Here is a 17285-nt window from a genome sequence, read left to right on the forward strand (position 1 = left end):
TTTTTGAAGTGGGAGACTGCATTATTAGCGTGTATGCTAAGAATGAGTATTTCACGGTAGGGAAGTAGGAATTAGGGTGGGCATTATTTGCCCACCTTGCTCAAATATGGTTGATTGAAATAAACCGCAAAGGCGCAGGGGTGGCGACAAGGAAATAGGTAGATGGGACAAGTGTTAGGTTGCCAAGACGAAAAGAGCGATCGCAAATCTTCTATGATGGGAGTAGAACAAGAGTTTGAGTGTGTGCAATTGCTTAGCTTTTAGCTTTATGCCAAGTCATCACTAGATACTTACGATCGTCCTCAACCCCATCACGAGTAAATAAAAACTCGTGTTTATTATAGAAATCAACCGCTATTTTATTATCCTCATAGACTGCTAAACTAATTGGAGATTTGCAGTTGTGTTTAACCTGCTTCATCAATTTAGTTCCGCAGCCTTTGCGTTTATAATCTTTCAAAATATATAAAGAATCTATTTTTGTCTCAAGTTCATACTCACGAGCAAAGGCAAATCCAATTACTACATCACCATCCACTATAACCCATGCTTTAATCGACCATTTCTTAATCTTATTATCTTGACCTTTATCTTCACCTTTGCCATTCAATAATTTTTTTTCTAGAGCATCTAGTAATTCCTGTAAAGCATCATCAGGCACCAAGCCTAGTAATTTTTCTTCTGTTTGAAATATGTCTAAAACTTGATTAAGATGAATTGATTTATTATACTTTCTGATTTGTCCAACCATAGTTGATTTGTTCCCAAAAAAATACAGTGAGCGCAATAAATGCCTAATATTTTAGCGATTTCTGGCCTGATTAGGGCATATTGAGGAGATCATGTTGAACTCGCAATCTCCCTAGCAGCTTCTCGCAGCCGCTCCACATCGCGCATCGGTGGTATACCAAAGAGTCGCTTGTACTCTCGGTTGAAGTGCGAGGCATCGTCATAACCCACACGGTAGGCAGCACTGGTAGCGTCAAGGTTTTGCCCCAGCATCAGACGGCGAGCTTCCTGGAGCCGCAGTTGCTTCTGGAACTGCAAAGGACTCATGGCAGTGACAGACTTGAAGTGATGGTGGAAGCTCGATACACTCATTCCCAGCTCTCGTGCGATGCTTTCAATCCGAAGCGGCTGGTTAAAGTCTTTACGAAGTCGATCGACGGCTCTAGCAATTTGGTGGGTAGAGCCACCCAGAACTGCAATATGACATAGCCGACCACCTTGCTCTCCCATCAGCAGTCGGTAAATGATTTCCCGCTTAATCAGTGGTGCGAGAACACGAGCTTCAGCAGGGGAATCTAGAAGTCTGACGAGCCGCACCACAGCGTCTAACAGATTTGCATCCAACGGACTTACGTCAATCGCTTTCACATCAGCACGACTGCGTGATGAAGGATGCCCTGCCTCGACCATGACTGAACCGACAAGTGTGGGGTCGAGATCGAGGCGAAGGCTAAGGTAAGGTCGCGCTTTGGAAGCTTCAAGAATTTGGCTGACAATCGGCAGTTCGATCGAAGCCAGCAAATAATGCAAAGGGTCGTACTGATAGCGATCGCAGCCCAGAAGGACTTCTTTGCTGCCCTGAGCGATCGCACAAAAGGCAGGGAGAGAGACACTGTGAACGCATTCCGAAGGTGAGGAGGAGCGGTTGAAGTGCAATCCTTTGAGCGGCTCGATCGTCCCATCATGACGAATCGCCTGTGCAATCCGCTCTGTCAGCTCGTCTCTGTGGGCTTGCGCTCTATCTGCCTCGCGCTTTGCCTGCTGGTCGTTCATTAACTCCATAGCGGACTTTTCACTCGTTTTGACAGCGTTCATTTCTAAGTTTGCAGGATTGTACAACAATCTTAGACGATCGTTTTATTGCTTGTCCTCCAAAATGCCTAAGATGAAGCTAAAGCAATGAAAAACGATTCCGGCTTCTTGTAAGCATTCTGGATTTTTATTCAAGAGAAAACGCAGGTTTGATTGGGCAAGAGACTCGCCTACTGACAACCAAAATGCCATCAAGGCTAACCTTGCTTCTTAAAAAATCCATCCCTATTGATAGAGAAGCGATATGTGCTCAATTTCTACTATTGGGACAGCCACCGAAATGGCATCAAGTGAAGGAATTAAGAAATGGACATTAAACGAAGTGGCTCACAGCCTTCGGCCAAAGAACCGGCTGAGTATTTTACCGGCACTGTCGGCATTGACCCCCTGTTCCAAGCAAATGATCCGGCACGCACGTCTGGTGTCAGTGTCACGTTTGAGGCGGGTGCTCGAACAGCATGGCACACCCACCCGTTAGGACAAACCCCGATCGTGACGGCTGGCTGCGGTCTCGCACAGCGCTGGGGCGGCTCGATCGAGCAAATTCGGTCAGGGGACCCGATCTGGTTCGCGCCGGGCCAGAAGCATCGGCACGGTGCCACGGCAACCACGGCTATGACGCACATCGCCATTCAGGAACAGCTCGACGGCAAGACCGTGGACTGGATGGAAAAGGTCAGCGACGAACAATACCAGGCACCAAAAGTAAACAAATAGGAGCATCAACCCATGTACAACACCAAAGCTTATTCCGCAGCCAGTGCAACATCACCGCTAGCCTCCGACACGATCGCACGGCGCAACCCAACCGAACACGATGTGCAGATCGAAATCCTCTTCTGCGGTATCTGTCACTCTGACGTGCATTCAGTGCGCGACGAGTGGAGCGATTTCATGTCCACGACCTACCCGATCGTTCCCGGTCATGAGATCGTCGGACGGGTCACTCAAGTTGGTTCAGCAGTGACGAAGTTCAAGTCCGGCGATCTAGCGGGAGTCGGCTGTATGGTCGATTCGGACAGTACGTGTCCCCATTGCAAAGCTGGCTTTGAGCAGTTTTGCCAAAACGTGATCCTCACATACAACTCCCCAGACAAGCACAAGACCGCTCCGGTCACTTATGGTGGCTATTCCAACAGCATCGTCGTCGATGAACGCTTCGTGCTGCGCGTTCCAGATAACCTCGATCTCGCCGGGGTTGCGCCGCTCCTGTGCGCCGGGATTACCACCTATTCGCCACTCCGTCATTGGGGAGTCACAGAGGGTAAGAAAGTAGGTGTGGTCGGTCTGGGCGGATTGGGGCACATGGGCGTGAAGCTTGCTCATGCAATGGGAGCACACGTCGTTGTCTTTACCACGTCCCCCGACAAGAAAGAAGACGCACTCCGTCTGGGTGCCGATGAAGTTGTTGTTTCCCGCAATGCTGACGAGATGCAAAAGCACGCTGGCAGCTTCGATTTTATCCTCGATACCGTCGCCGCCAAGCACGACATCAACGCCTATCTCAACCTGCTTCGCCTCGACGGTAACATCACCCTTGTCGGCGCACCTGAGAAGCCCTTGGAGGTCGCAGCATTCAGCCTGATTATGGGCCGCCGCAGTCTTTCTGGGTCTATGATCGGCGGCATCGCCGAAACCCAAGAGATGCTCGACTTTTGCGCTGAACACAATATCACCGCCGATGTCGAAGTTATCCCGATCCAGAAGGTCAACGACGCCTACGAAAGACTGCTCAAGTCCGATGTGAAGTACCGCTTTGTAATTGATATGGCTTCTCTTAAATCTGAATAACTGAGTTGGGACGGTGGAGGCTCGAAGGAGTCGTCATGCAGAAGCGCAAACTTGGTAACAGCAACTATTCGCAGAGGAGGTGAGTGTGGATACCACACGCTTGGAGGCATTTAGCGACGGTGTTTTTGCCATCGCAATCACCCTGCTAGTGCTCGAAATCAAAGTGCCGCCACCCGATACGGCGCTCGGGGCAGAACTCCTCCAGCTCTGGCCGTCCTACCTCGCCTACGCAGTGAGCTTCCTGGTGATCGGCGCAATCTGGATCAACCACCACGCCATGTTCAAACACATCGTCCGCGTGGACGGAACGCTGTTGCTGCTTAACGTCCTCCACCTGATGCCGATTGCCTTCCTGCCGTTTCCAACCGCTGTACTTGCAGAAGCGTTCCACCGGGGAATGGACGAGTCGGTTGCCGCTGGGTTCTACGGTGGCATCTTGACCCTGATTGGTATCTTCGTCAACGTCATGTGGCGGTATGCGGCTCACGAGTATCGGCTGATCGATACGCGCCTCACAGCGAAAAAAGTACGGAAGATCAGACGTTTATTCCTTGTCGGACCGATCGTTTATGCGATCGCCACCGCGGTCGCACTGTTCGCGCCCTGGCTGGCAGTGTTGATCTTCATCCTCCTCAACCTCTTCTATCTATGGCCTCGCTGGGGTCATAAGACCGCCCTGTCTCGCATCAATGACCCTACGGCGAGCAGAGATCGCAGCGAAAACGACTGACAACGACCAGAGCGATCGACGGCGAACACTATCAATTCCACATTAACGGAGAAAAACAATGCAAACGCGCAAACTTGGAAACAGCAATCTGGAAGTCTCAGCGATCGGGCTCGGCTGCATGGGAATGAGCTTTTCTTATGGTCCGCCCAAAGACAAACAGGAGATGACTGCTCTTCTGGGGGCTGCAGTCGATCGCGGTATTACATTCTTTGACACTGCCGAAGTCTACGGCCCTTACTTGAACGAAGAACTGGTGGGTGAAGCCCTCGCTCCCTTCCGCGAGCGAGCGGTCATTGCGACCAAATTTGGGTTTGACATCAGTCCTAATTCCGATCCTCGCGGCATGAAAGGTTCACCCGGATTGAATAGCCGACCGGAGCATATCAAGGAAGCCGTGGAGGGATCGCTCAAGCGGCTCAAAGTTGAGGCGATCGACCTACTGTATCAGCACCGGGTTGACCCAAACGTGCCCATTGAAGAGGTGGCCGGAGCAGTGAAGGAACTGATTCAGGAAGGTAAGGTGAAGCACTTCGGACTTTCTGAAGCGGGAGTGCAAACGATTCGGCGCGCCCATGCCGTTGTGCCAGTCACGGCTCTTCAGAGCGAATACTCGCGCTCGGTGGAGAAAGCCTGAAGCGGAAGTGATACCGACCCTTGAGGAACTTGGCATCGGACTTGTCCCGTACAGCCCGCTGGGCAAAGGCTTCCTCACGGGTAAGATCGACGAAAACACGACCTTTGACAGCTCCGACTTCCGCAGCACTCTGCCTCGCTTCACACCGGATGCACTCAAGGCGAATCAAGCCCTGATCGATCTGCTTGGCAGTATTGCAGAACAGAAGCAGGCGACCCCGGCTCAGATCGCAATCGCTTGGCTGTTAGCTCAAAAGCCGTGGATTGTTCCGATTCCAGGCACCACGAAGCTGCATCGCTTGGATGAAAATATTGGAGCTATCTCCATTGAACTCACATCTGACGATTTGCATGACATTGATAACGCTGCTTCCAAGATCGCAGTGCAAGGCGATCGATATCCCGAAAAGCTAGAGCAAATGACGGGCCGCTGAGTCTAGTTTTAGTCTTTGGGTCTGGCATAACTGCTCCTTAAACCAGACCCAACTCATGATGACTTGCTATAACTGTCTTTGCTCGAGTATGTCTCATAAACAACAAAACCAAAAATCAGAATAGCTAAGACAATGCTGATCCGCCCTGTACCAAAGCCTACTCCACCACTATCCTGAGATTTACCGATCCAATCTGCGAATGAAGCGCCCAATGGTCTAGTCAGGATATATGCGAGCCAAAAAGCCCCGACCTCATTAAGTCCTGAGCGCCAGTATGCGAACGCTGGTAAAGCAAATAACAAGGCAAACAGTAAACCTGATGTGAAGTTCCCCAAACCCCAAGTTGATGCTGTCATATCACCTGCGGCTGTGCCAAGCGCAAATGTAGCCATAACGGTTGCCCAGTAAAATAACTCGCGCCGAAGTGTGTAAATATGATTAATCGCTAAAGTCTTTTCGCTCATATACCAAACTGCAAAAATAATACTCAGTACGACGGAAAATCCTACAGTCGATAGGAGATACGAAACCCCTAATACAACATGGATAGCATCAGCAGCCATTGTTCCGAATATAGCGACCATAATAATAGCTAACCAATAGACCCAGGGAATATATTTCCGTACTGAAAACTGTATTAGTAAAGCAATCACTAATCCAATTCCCCCCAGAGCGACCGCAAAAATTGGGTTCATGTGATGGGCTAGGTAATCTGAAGTTGTTTCGCCCATTCCCGTAGTCAGCAACTTGATAATCCAGAAAAAAATGGTAACTTCTGGCAGCTTTTTTATCGGGCGATGCTGTGCAGATTGTTCTGTATAGTTTGTTTTGGGCTTCATATCTGGGTGGATTTTAGTTGAAGCTTTACTCAATATATCAATATATAATTGATATATTAATTGTACGTTTTAATTTTCGACTGGTCCAGCTTTTGAGACGTGAAAATATGATTCCCATATTGACGCGAACGTGCCGATCGAAGACGTGACAGGAGCAGTGAAGGGACTGATTGAGGAAGGTAAGGTTAAGCACTTTGGACTCTCTGAAGCCGGAGTGCAAACGATCCGTCGCGCACACGCAGTTGTGCCGGTGACTGCACTCCAGAGCGAATACTCGCGCTCGGTGGAGAAAGCCGGAAGCGGAAGTGATACCAACCCTGGAGGAACTCAGAATCGGCTTTGTCGCGTACAGCCCGCTGGGTAAGGGCTTTCTCACTGGCAAAATCGACGAAAACGCGATCTTTGACAGTTCCGATTTCCGCAGCACCCTGCCTCGCTTCACACCGGAGGTTCTCAAAGCGAATCAAGCCTTGATTGATTTGCTTGGTAGGATCGGACAACAGAAGCAGGCGACACCTGCTCAGATCGCGATCGCCTGGCTGCTGGCCCAGAAGCCGTGGATTGTTCCAATCCCAGCCACCACGAAGCTGCATCGCTTGGACGAAAACATCGGGGCAGTCTCCGTCGAACTCACGCCTGCGGATCTGCGCTGCGTGACATCGATGATGCCGCCGCCAAAATCACTGTACAAGGGGCGAGATACCCCGAAAAGTTAGAGCTTTTGACGGGTCGCTGAGCGGCGCAGAAGAGAAAATGTGATATTTTGGTAGTTAAAACGGAATTTCTTCCTCTTCATCTTCCCCAGTCTTAGCCGTCATCCGCCAACTGGTAATATACTCAATTTGCACATCAATTTTGTTAATAGCTTCCCCTAACCGCTTTTGGATGTATTGAGTCAGCGTCACCATAAAATCTAACTCAACTCCCACAGATAGCGCAAGTTTTGCCAATTTAGCAAAATCTACCTTCAAAATCGAGGAACTGGATAACTTAAAATGGGGAGTATTTTCCTGATTTTGCACCAACATTGCTTTTTTAATGCGCTCTTTCAGATGCTCAACTTCAGAATCCAGCAACTTCCATTCGGGCAAAATTTCTTTGTACCTTTCCCCCAATGCAGTTAAATCCTCACTCTCCGGTTCTGGCGCAACTTTCTTAGTAGATTTTCGTCGCTGCTGTACATTAGAATTCAACCGCCAACTAGCAATATCCTCCACTTCAAAAGATGGATGATCGAGGAGTTTGCCTAACTGTTTTTGAATTTCTTTCGTCAGTGTCACCGGAAAATTTAACTCAATTTCCTCAGTTTGCGTCAGTCTTGCCAGGGTGAGAAAATCTACTTTCATAGCTGTCGAACTGGAAAGCTCAAAATAAGAACTGTCTTTGAGCTTTTGGGCCAGCATCCCTGCTTTAATGCGTTCTTTGACTTCAGCGATTTCTGAGTCTAGTGGCTTCCACCGAGATTCTAATTCCTGATATTTTTCGCCCAATGCTGTCAAGTTTTCCGTTGCGGGTTCGGGGTAACATTGGGCAAGGATATCTACCAGGCGGCGATGCACTCCAGCTAAATAAACCGCGTCCATCTTGGCATATTCTAGCTGCTTCTCGGTCAGGGGGCGCTTTGCCCAATCGCCGCTTTGTTCTGTTTTATCTACATAAGCAATGTCGCAAAGTGTTTGTATTAAAGTTTTGAGTTGTCGATTAGGTAATGGCAGAATGTAAGTGGGAATCTTTCTCGCCATTTTTAATGTGCAAGTGACATTTTGAGCGTCGTCATTGCCCAGAAATCTGATGTCATAGCTGGCGTTGTGCAAAACTTTTTCAATATCTGGATTGACCATGATTTGGTTGATAAAATCTTTGGCCAATTCAGGTTTATCCAAGACATCTAGTAGAAAAGTGCCATCTCCACTTGAATCGGTGGAGTCAGCTAACACCTGAATCAGAGATAATCTGGGGTTGGATTTATAGTCTGCTATTTCTGTGTCAACCCACAGGATTTTAGCTCGGGCAAATTTAGTGATGAGTGCTTTGATGTCGTTTTCTGCTGTTAAATAAGGCATTTTTACAGACTTTTGCTATTAACTTTTTGATTCTCTTATGCTATGGCAATTATGGGATCGATTGTCAACGATCGCATTAAGGACACGGCAATGCCGTGTCCCTAGAGATATTTTTTCATAATTAGTATTAAATGTTGACCAGTCTTGGAGGCAGAAAGCGGAAATAGACGATCGCATTTTTACCGTTCAGCAGTAAGGTACGCAGCGCGTACCTTACAAACTATTAACCTATGACTGTTCTGCCACTTCCTCAGATTCCGATTCTTCGGCCGATTCTTCACCAGCAGGCGGCACTAAAGCCACAGCTACGATCGAATCATCCTCATCCAACCGCTGCACCCGCACGCCAGTTGCAGTTCGCGATTGCGTGGAAATTGCACTCACAGCCTGACGGATAATAATACCTCGGTTGGTAATGATCATCAACTCGTCATCTTCGTTGACAATTCGCAGCGCAGCTACGTAATCTTTAGCCTTTTTAGACTTGAACTTAGTAGCCGTCAATCCTTTGCCAGCCCGTCTTTGTAGGCGGAATTGAGAAACTGGAACCCGCTTGCCATAGCCGTTGGTGGTGATTACCAACACTGAAGGAACGTCGCTGCTACTTTTGGTAATTCCTTCGGCTTCTTCGCCTTCAATTTCCTCGGATTGCAGTTCTAATTCTTCATCTTCCAATTCCGCATCTTCAGTTTCTAGGTCAGTAATTTCTGCTACTTCAAATTCCGAATCTTCAGTTTCTAACTGAGCAATATTAGCTCCCTCGAATTCCGAATCTTCAGTTTCCAATTCAGCAATCTCGGCAACAATTGAACTGGGCAATATGTCCATGCTGATCAACTCATCGCCCGATCGCAATTTCATCGATTTTACACCCCGCGTTGCGCGGCCGACAGGGCGCAACTGTTCGTGATTAGTGCGGAAATGAATTGCCATCCCTTGGCGCGTGCCGATGATGATGCTGTCGCCCACTTTTGCTCTCCGCACCCAGCGCAGTTGGTCGCCTTCTTCTAGAGAAATCGCGATTAATCCGTTAGTGCGGATGTTGCCAAAAGCCGAAAGTGCGGTTTTCTTGATGTAGCCGCCGCGAGTCAGCATGACCAAGTATTCTTCGCTGGTGAATTCTGTAACTGACACCATAGAAGTGATTTTTTCTTCTATAGGAATCGGCAGCAGTTGTACCACAGGAGTGCCGCGGGCAGTCCGCGAACAGACTGGGATTTGATAAGCTTTGACAGAGTAAACTACGCCCCTGTCACTGAAGAACAAAACGCTGTCATGATCGCAGCAGGAAAGGAAATGTTCTACTCCGTCGTCTTCTTTCATTTTCGCGCCTGCTTTGCCGCGAGTAGCGCGACTTTGGGCCTCGAAAGTGCTGACAGGCATCCGCTTGATGTAGCCTTGCTCTGTGATCAGAATAATTGCTTGTTCGTTAGCAATTAAATCTCTTTCATCGATTTCTCCTTCGGCGTGCTCGATGACGCTGCGTCTAGGAGTGGCGATTTTTGTTTGGATTTCGACGGCTTCAACTTCGGCGATTTCTAAGATGCGTTCTCGGCGCGCTAAGATATCTTCCAAATCTTCGATTTTAGCTCGCAGTTCTTCGTGTTCTTGCTGAATTTTTTGGGCTTCTAAGGCTGTCAAACGCCGGAGCTGCATTTGCAGAATTGCGTCTGATTGCTGTTCGGAAAGACCGTAATTATCCATCAATTCTTGTTTCGCCGCGGCGGAGTCGGCAGCGGCGCGAATTAGGTGAATAATTGCATCTAAGTTTTCTAGGGCAATTAATAAGCCTTGCAGAAGGTGGTCGCGTTCTTCTGCTTTCCGGAGTTCGTATTGAGTCCGGCGAGTAATTGTCTCAATGCGGAAATCTAGGAAGACATTGAGGAATTGGGAGAGCGTAAGTAGTTGGGGTTCCCCATTTACTAGCGCTAACATATTGGCTCCAAAGTTGGCTTGGAGAGGTGTTTGTTTGTAGAGGTTGTTGAGGACGACGCGGGGATAGGCATCGCGCTTGAGTTCGATCACGATGCGCATTCCGTCTCTGTCGCTTTCGTCGCGAATGTCGGAAATTCCATCTAATCTTTTGTCGTTGACAAGTTCGGCAATTTTCTCAATTAGGGCGGCCTTGTTTGTTTGGTAAGGCAATTCGGTGATAATAATTGCTTCTTTGTCGGGGCGACCGGGATGTTCGATGGTTTCAATGCCAGCGACTCCGCGCATTGTAATCGAACCGCGACCTGTGGTGTAAGCATCGCGAATGCCGCTTCTGCCCAGAATTTGTCCTCCGGTGGGAAAGTCCGGGCCGGGGATGTACTGCATCAATTCCAGGTCAGTAATTGCTGGATTGTGGATTAGTGCTACTAAACCGTCTATTATTTCGCCTAAATTGTGCGGCGGAATGTTGGTTGCCATCCCTACAGCAATCCCGGAGGAACCGTTGAGCAAAATTTGGGGGATGCGTGCCGGGAGTACGAGGGGTTCTTGCTGGGAACCGTCGAAGTTGTCGCCGAAATCAACTGTTTCGGAGTCGATGTCGCGCAGCATGGAGTCGCTAGTCAAAGCTGTGAGGCGACATTCGGTGTACCGCATGGCAGCGGGCGGGTCGTTGTCAACGGAGCCGAAGTTGCCGTGACCGTTGATCAGGCGTTCCCGCATGGAGAAATCCTGAGCCATCCGCACCAGGGCGTCGTAAACCGCTGTATCTCCGTGCGGGTGATACTTGCCCAGCACCTCCCCCACGACGCGGGCGCATTTGCGGAAAGGTCGATCGGGAGTCAAGCCCAATTCGTTCATGGCGTAGAGAATGCGTCGGTGAACGGGCTTGAGACCGTCCCTGGCATCTGGTAGCGCCCGACCGACAATTACGCTCATGGCGTATTCCAAGTACGATCGGGACATCTCATTACCCAGATCCGTCGGGATTATCCGCGACTCAGAGGTGCTCATAGGTTGAAAAACTCCGTTAAAAATTTAAATTTGACGGCTATAAATCTCAAAAATGCGATAAAATCGGTTTGGATTCAGTAGAGCTGCCAAATATTGCAAATTACTCCTGAAATTATATCACAATTTGCCTTTGACTTTATGGGAAAGTTGCCAGAAAAATTAAGGGACGAAACAAGGACAATTGATACTTTGTCAGTTGGTGATTTGGTCAGCGGTTGGCAAAAGCTAGAAAGGTTTTTTTAGGCGGTCGGGTTTCATGCTTTGGTGAGTTTTTTTGAGGGCTATATAAAAAATTAAAATGGTGGCCCGATCGCAATTTTAATTTCACAAAACCGAAGGCCTTCTTAAAGCAAACTAAAAATCTAAAATCTAAAATCTAAAATCTAAAATCAGCCGATGCTACCCGTCATCTACTCCGAAAATTTTTTGCTGCACAAGACTGGAATGCTTCACCCAGAGCGACCAGAACGTTTAACGGCGATCGTCAACGCTCTGAAAGCTGCTCCTTGGGCGGCTCAAATTGAGTGGCAATTGCCCACCCCAGTGGCGCAGCGCGAAAAAGCACTGTTCTCGGCTATCAAAAAAGTTCACTCGCAAAGATACATCAAAGAAGTCGAACATTTGGCTCATCGGGGAGGCGGCTACCTCGACGGTGATACGCCGATTTCTGCAGAAAGTTACGACGTAGCGCTGCTAGCGGCGAGTGCTTGGCTCGATGGGGTCGATCGAGTGGTGGCTGCGGGGGAACCGGCTTTTGTGCTGGCCAGGCCGCCGGGACACCACGCCGAAAACGCCCGCGCGATGGGTTTTTGCTTGTTTTCTAATGCTGCGATCGCCGCTCACTACGCCTTGGAACAGCCGGGAATCAACCGCGTCGCCGTCCTTGACTGGGACGTGCACCACGGCAACGGCACTCAATCTTTGGTGGAACACTGCCGCCAAATTGCCTACTGTTCCCTGCACCAATCTCCGTGCTATCCGGGAACGGGAGATGCCGAGGAGCGCGGTTCCTACGACAACGTGCTGAACATTCCCCTCTATCCGGGCGGTGGCATAGCTGAATACCTGAGCGCCTTTGAATCTCTTGTCGTGCCTTTTTTGTCCAAATTTGAACCGGATTTGTTGATTGTCAGCGCTGGTTATGACGCTACTGCGTCCGATCCGCTGGCGAGCATGACTCTGGCTCCGTCAGATTTCGGTACTTTCACCGGATACTGCCTGCAACTCACCCGCCGCATCGCCTTTGGATTGGAGGGGGGTTACGCGCTGAAAGATTTGGCCGAGTCGGTTGTGGCGACTATTGACCGATGCCTCAATTAGCTGGAAAATTGGCATAGGGAAAAATAAGGTTGAGAAGCGGTGAGGACGGGATGGAGAGCTTTTGAGGGCGATCCTCCTTGATGGTCTTTTTCCCTCGGACTTCTGACTCCTTCCTCCTGACTTTAGTGACAACCATCACAAATTGAATAGATCCAAGTCACTGGGCATCAAAGTCTTGGTCACAGATTTTTAACAAAAAAATCACACTGTGCCAATGTTTTCGATCGCCTTTGAAGTCACTTCCAGAGTGCATAATACAAATACAACAAGCCTGTTAAAATTTTATCTGTCTCAATCAACTAGGAGGTTTATCATGTCAGTATCCCAAATGACACTCGAAGAGTTATTTGGTCAGGTCATGTTCTCCAGCGTCGTGACTCGCCACGACCGGAGACAGCTCAGATCTGCACTCTTAGAAAGAACACTGAATGAAGATGAGTATGCCATCATCAACCGACTGCTGTACAACGTGCGTCGCGGTTGGGTAAAAATTGTCGATTAAAGACATGGCAACGGCTCTCTGTCGGGGAGTTAAGACAATTGGTAATGACTGATAAATATCGGGGTTGAGAGCACGGAAATACTGTTACATTTTCTGTGGAACTCATTACAAGTATAACTTGCCACTTAGGGAAGTTTTTTGTGTTTCATACTTGGTTCGAGAGTGTGATGTATTTGACCAGAGTGTTAATTATCATCAAAATCTCGCTACACATCAGCCTATAGGTAGAGATAATTATAAAATGACAGGTATCGGGTGCATCTCTACTTGTTGAAAACTTTTGAGTTTTGAGTTGTTAACTGAAAAGTTATATTTAACTCAAAACTCATAATTTTTTGGAGTTGAGAGGGGAGATTCGAGAGTGGGAAAAGTGATGAATATCAGGGTTAAAAAGCGCTATAAAGTTAATATTTCTTAAACTGATATTAAGAATCAAAACTACAAGCAGTTTCCGGTTGAGGAGGAGTGTGCGATTGTTACAAGCACAGCGAGTCGCATTGGTCGATCGACCATTCCGGCAATTTGAGCCCGGAAGTGTCAAAATATTAACAACCAGTTCATCCCCAAAATATATGGCTCCCGCCGTTTTAATTGAAAATCTTCAGAAACGCTACGGCACTGTAGAAGCCGTTAAAGATGTTTCCTTCAAGGTAGAACCGGGGGAAATATTTGGTTTGCTAGGCCCTAACGGTGCAGGCAAAACCACAACCCTGCGGGTACTTTGTACTTTGAGTGCGCCCGATAGCGGACGCATTGAAGTGTCTGGCATTTCTGCTGTCAGCCAGCCGAGAATTGCCAGACAAAAACTCGGCTACGTCGCCCAAGAAGTTGCTCTCGATAAGGTGCTGACGGGGCGGGAACTCCTGCAACTGCAAGCAGCGCTTTACCATTTGCCGCGCAATACGATTAAAGGGCGGATTGACGAAATGGTGAAACTCCTCGGTTTGGAGGAGTGGGAAAATAAAAAGACGGGTACTTATTCCGGCGGTATCCGCAAACGCCTCGACTTAGCTGCTGGGTTGCTGCACCAGCCCGATGTTTTGGTGTTAGACGAACCGACTGTCGGGCTGGATATTGAAAGCCGGGTGGTAGTGTGGGATTTCCTGCGCCGGTTGCGGGAGGAAGGTACGACGGTTTTGATTACGAGTCACTATCTCGAAGAAGTTGACGCTTTGGCCGATCGCGTGGCGATTATTGACAAGGGTACGGTGATTGCACAGGGCACGCCGGAGGAGCTGAAAAATCGGGTTGGAGGCGATCGGGTGACTCTGCGGATTCGCGAGTTTTCGCCGATCGAAGAAGCCGAAAAAGCTAAAAATCTGATGCAATCGCTGCCTTTTGTGCAGGAAGTAATTGTCAACGCGGCTCAAGGAAATTCTCTCAATTTAGTAGTAACACCGCAAAGCGATGCGCTGGTGACTATTCAGCAAGCTTTGAAAGATGCGGGACTTCCTACTTTTGGGATTGCTCAATCTCGGCCGAGTTTGGATGATGTGTATTTGGCTGCGACTGGTAAGACGCTGTTGGATGCGGAGTTGGCTGCTGCTAGCAACCGCGATTTGAAGGCGGAGCAAAAACAGGCGATGCGATCGTAATTTGAAGGAAGAGGGAAGTTCCGCAGCGGATGTAACGGATGTAACGGATATAAGGAAGAGGGAAGAGGGAAGAAGGAAGAGAAAACCTTCTTCCTTCTGCTATATAATCTTAAGAGGAGAGTGCTGGGGGGGTGACAAAGAGGTCTACGAGATAGACTGTATAAGGGTTGCGGTCCGCATACCTTGTTGATTAAAGCGGCGTTTAGAAGGACTTAACTTCATTAACTGTTCTACCTCGTCAGAATATTGCTCTAGATAATTGACCCACTTTTCTACATCTAAACCAACACCAAATGTACTCCGTCTTCGGTATATTTTTTTAGTTTCTTTGCGGCGAGAGATATATTTTTGTACCTGCTTTTTCCTGATTTCAGTGCCTTGAAATATTCCCGCACTGTAGGCGAGGGTCATGAGCAAAATCATGTTAATAAGTCGGTTTCCTTTTAAGCTAGTTCCTTCAAGATCGTAGCCGACTGTTTTACAGTCTCGGAACATTTCTTCAATACCCATCCGCTGCTTATAAGCATTGATGGCTGCTGGTAACAACTAGCTGTAAATCTGTGAGAATAAACCATGCTTCATCCACATTCCATCCCCCGTAGTTCCTTTTCCACTTACAAGCAATATCAAATCAGGTTAGAGGTTCGTGTTTTGCTCACTCTTGCTCCGTGACAATATAAACAGGTTCCTGGTACTATTCATAATTCATCTAACCGTTGCCAAACTAAATGTTCCATTTCGATACAAGGATTTTTTTTCAGTCTAAAACAAAAAGATATACCCTTTTCCCTCAGCCAGTTTCCCAAATCGACATAACAAAATTCACGGTCTCCTAAAACGATGACTTTATATTGTGCAAATAATGGTAAAACTTACTGTAAATTGGTAGTCTGTGACTCGATGCTACTGTTTCCCAGTTTGGGCAACAGTGACCAGTATAAGGGAATTGCTCTTCGCTCCCCGATCGGGCTAACCATAAATAGATTAATGCGCCCCCATTGACTGCGGTCGATTGAGCTTGATAAACGAGTACCAATGGGGCAATAAGTGGTCAAGCAATAAGTAATTAATGGGAACCAAATTAATGATATAGTTAAATTTGGTAAATCCAGAAATCTTTGTAGTTTTCTGCACCGACTTTCGGTTGTAATTGGATAGGGAAATACCCGGGAGAGCCGTTCTAATCTCACTTGTTTTTCTGATTGTATCAAGGGTAGCAAGATTCCAATCAGTTTAAATTGAGCTGAACTTAGTTGTTTTTTTTAAATCAATTAGGTAGACATTATTTTTTAGATACGCAAGCGTGTAACAATTATGCTGCCTATTTTTTTTGAGCAGCGGATTGGCTCAATCCTTACAAAGGTATGGGTTTGGGGCTGGTTGTTACCATCCCAGAGATATACCTGTATTTGCAGCGAGTGTGGGGAAAAACAAACAGCAGACTGGTCGCCAGAAATAGTACCGGGACAAGATATCGGAATCAGACTGCAAACTTTTTTGGGATAGATAAATAATTACGGAAATTTATCCTACGAAAAACAAGAAGAACTGTTGTGGGAACTGGGAAAAATAGAAAGAGGAGTGGGAACTTTAGTAGCCACGAATGAAAGAATAGATGGTGCAGTGGCTAAAAGTATTGACCGGCTCAAAGAGTGGGTCAAACAAACCCAGCCCAATATCCATGCGGATGAAACACCTTGGGAAGTCAAAGGGGTAAAAGAATGGTTATGGATTTTTGCCAATACAGATTTCGCATTATTTCATGCGGCTGGTACTCGTTCTCGCTCCGAATTAGAAGTAATTCTGGGTGCAAGCTATACAGGTGTCCTCAGTTCGGATGACTATAGCGTTTATAATGATTATTCAGTCACAGCACAACAGAAATGTCTAGCGCATTTACGCCGTCATTTCAAAAAGCTGAGCAAGTTACCAGGTTTAAATAATCAGGAGATTGGCGTCAAATTTATCGATTTGATCGATGAAGGCTTTCATAATTACGCTTTATACCAAAAAACTCTCTTGATTGATGAGTTCTGGAGTTGGGCATCAGAGTTTAAATTAAAAATTGAATCTGCACTCTTAACTTGGTTTGAGCGAGCCGGAACCCAAGGAAGTAAACTGTTACGTTCCTTGCTCCATAAAGCGGATCAATGGTGGTATTTTCTAAATCACCCAGAGATTCCACCAGATAATAATTTAGCCGAACAAAGGTTACGTGAGAGCCGTTACAAAAAGAAAAGTTAGTGGCGGTTCCCGTTCAATGTCACGGTTCCAAGATACTGCCAATTTATTGACAGTTATACAAACTTGCCGTCGTCAAAGACGTTCAGTCCACCGAGTTTTTTGAGCAAGCTATCAAAGCGAGGGTTAATCCTGCTGTGCAGACCCCATCTTTAATACCCCTGGTTTAGACCTGAATCCTTACGTTTGTTCTTGATACAGCTTTGGAATATGTCTACCGGCTTCCCAATTTTTCACAGTGGTTACACTCACGTTCAATTCATCCGCAACTTGCTGCTGCGTCAATTAGCAGCCTATTCCTCTTCTGTCACTCTAGGCAGAGTATAATAGGACAAAATCTCTCAAACCTGAGCTGGGTCTATGGTTAAGC

Annotated in this window: 17 protein-coding genes and 1 pseudogene; 11 read left to right on the top strand and 7 right to left on the bottom strand. The window is 47.5% G+C overall.

Annotated elements, in window-relative coordinates:
* Window positions 1-253: 253 nt before the first annotated feature.
* Window positions 254-751, bottom strand: coding sequence for a GNAT family N-acetyltransferase (locus QUA45_RS23575; protein WP_333222260.1), 498 nt, complete (start codon window positions 749-751; stop codon window positions 254-256).
* Window positions 752-840: 89 nt separating this feature from the next.
* Window positions 841-1824: an AraC family transcriptional regulator gene (locus tag QUA45_RS23580; RefSeq protein WP_333222261.1), complete on the bottom strand. Its 984-nt coding sequence runs from the start codon at window positions 1822-1824 to the stop codon at window positions 841-843.
* A gap of 303 nt (window positions 1825-2127) precedes the next feature.
* On the opposite strand from QUA45_RS23580, the gene QUA45_RS23585 reads away from it, so the two are divergent.
* The 5 genes from QUA45_RS23585 to QUA45_RS23605 all read left to right on the top strand — a co-directional run bounded on the left by QUA45_RS23585 (window position 2128) and on the right by QUA45_RS23605 (window position 5409).
* Window positions 2128-2538: a (R)-mandelonitrile lyase gene (locus QUA45_RS23585; protein ID WP_333222262.1), complete on the top strand. Its 411-nt coding sequence runs from the start codon at window positions 2128-2130 to the stop codon at window positions 2536-2538.
* 12 nt (window positions 2539-2550) lie between these two features.
* Complete coding sequence (locus QUA45_RS23590; RefSeq protein ID WP_333222263.1) at window positions 2551-3612, top strand: NAD(P)-dependent alcohol dehydrogenase; 1062 nt, start codon at window positions 2551-2553, stop codon at window positions 3610-3612.
* Window positions 3613-3697: 85 nt separating this feature from the next.
* Window positions 3698-4342 carry a TMEM175 family protein gene (locus QUA45_RS23595; RefSeq protein WP_333222264.1) on the top strand — a complete coding sequence of 215 codons (645 nt, stop codon included), beginning with the start codon at window positions 3698-3700 and terminating at the stop codon, window positions 4340-4342.
* Window positions 4343-4505: 163 nt separating this feature from the next.
* On the top strand, window positions 4506-4976 hold the full coding sequence (locus tag QUA45_RS23600; RefSeq protein ID WP_333222265.1) for an aldo/keto reductase: 471 nt from the start codon (window positions 4506-4508) through the stop codon (window positions 4974-4976).
* Window positions 4977-4983: 7 nt separating this feature from the next.
* The gene (locus tag QUA45_RS23605; RefSeq protein ID WP_333148638.1) at window positions 4984-5409 is read left to right on the top strand and encodes an aldo/keto reductase; all 426 of its coding nucleotides are present in this window, start codon (window positions 4984-4986) and stop codon (window positions 5407-5409) included.
* Between the two features lie 53 nt (window positions 5410-5462).
* Here the strand turns inward: QUA45_RS23605 and QUA45_RS23610 are convergent, their stop codons facing one another.
* On the bottom strand, window positions 5463-6248 hold the full coding sequence (locus tag QUA45_RS23610; protein WP_333099701.1) for a hypothetical protein: 786 nt from the start codon (window positions 6246-6248) through the stop codon (window positions 5463-5465).
* A gap of 130 nt (window positions 6249-6378) precedes the next feature.
* Here QUA45_RS23610 and QUA45_RS23615 point away from each other — a divergent pair, with 130 nt between their 5' ends.
* Both QUA45_RS23615 and QUA45_RS23620 read left to right on the top strand, forming a co-directional pair.
* Entirely contained in the window at window positions 6379-6612 is a 234-nt protein-coding gene (locus tag QUA45_RS23615) for an aldo/keto reductase (protein WP_333099703.1), read from the top strand.
* Window positions 6554-6964 carry an aldo/keto reductase gene (locus QUA45_RS23620; RefSeq protein ID WP_333099705.1) on the top strand — a complete coding sequence of 137 codons (411 nt, stop codon included), beginning with the start codon at window positions 6554-6556 and terminating at the stop codon, window positions 6962-6964. Before QUA45_RS23615 ends, QUA45_RS23620 begins: the two co-directional genes overlap by 59 nt.
* Before the next feature lie 54 nt (window positions 6965-7018).
* Here QUA45_RS23620 and QUA45_RS23625 read toward each other — a convergent pair whose 3' ends face one another.
* Window positions 7019-8311, bottom strand: coding sequence for a ribonuclease D (locus QUA45_RS23625; RefSeq protein ID WP_333099707.1), 1293 nt, complete (start codon window positions 8309-8311; stop codon window positions 7019-7021).
* Between the two features lie 228 nt (window positions 8312-8539).
* Window positions 8540-11257: a DNA gyrase subunit A gene (gene gyrA / locus QUA45_RS23630; protein WP_333099709.1), complete on the bottom strand. Its 2718-nt coding sequence runs from the start codon at window positions 11255-11257 to the stop codon at window positions 8540-8542.
* A gap of 396 nt (window positions 11258-11653) precedes the next feature.
* On the opposite strand from gyrA, the gene QUA45_RS23635 reads away from it, so the two are divergent.
* The 3 genes from QUA45_RS23635 (at window position 11654) to QUA45_RS23645 (ending at window position 14674) form a co-directional block, all read left to right on the top strand.
* Entirely contained in the window at window positions 11654-12577 is a 924-nt protein-coding gene (locus QUA45_RS23635; RefSeq protein WP_333099711.1) for a histone deacetylase, read from the top strand.
* Between the two features lie 313 nt (window positions 12578-12890).
* Entirely contained in the window at window positions 12891-13079 is a 189-nt protein-coding gene (locus tag QUA45_RS23640) for a hypothetical protein (protein ID WP_015175516.1), read from the top strand.
* Window positions 13080-13651: 572 nt separating this feature from the next.
* Window positions 13652-14674 (top strand): ATP-binding cassette domain-containing protein, encoded by a 1023-nt coding sequence (locus QUA45_RS23645; RefSeq protein WP_333222266.1) that lies wholly within the window; start codon window positions 13652-13654, stop codon window positions 14672-14674.
* Window positions 14675-14818: 144 nt separating this feature from the next.
* Here the strand turns inward: QUA45_RS23645 and QUA45_RS23650 are convergent, their stop codons facing one another.
* Complete coding sequence (locus QUA45_RS23650) at window positions 14819-15220, bottom strand: hypothetical protein (RefSeq protein WP_333099713.1); 402 nt, start codon at window positions 15218-15220, stop codon at window positions 14819-14821.
* An 846-nt stretch (window positions 15221-16066) separates the two neighbouring features.
* Here QUA45_RS23650 and tnpC point away from each other — a divergent pair.
* Window positions 16067-17085: pseudogene (tnpC, locus tag QUA45_RS23655) on the top strand (IS66 family transposase); the annotation flags it as partial.
* Window positions 17086-17095: 10 nt separating this feature from the next.
* Here the strand turns inward: tnpC and QUA45_RS29270 are convergent.
* Window positions 17096-17167, bottom strand: a complete 72-nt coding sequence (locus QUA45_RS29270; RefSeq protein WP_333152334.1) for a hypothetical protein — start codon at window positions 17165-17167, stop codon at window positions 17096-17098.
* Between the last annotated feature and the right edge of the window lie 118 nt (window positions 17168-17285).

It is taken from the genome of Microcoleus sp. Pol12A5 (assembly GCF_036701435.1).
GTDB lineage: Bacteria > Cyanobacteriota > Cyanobacteriia > Cyanobacteriales > Microcoleaceae > Microcoleus.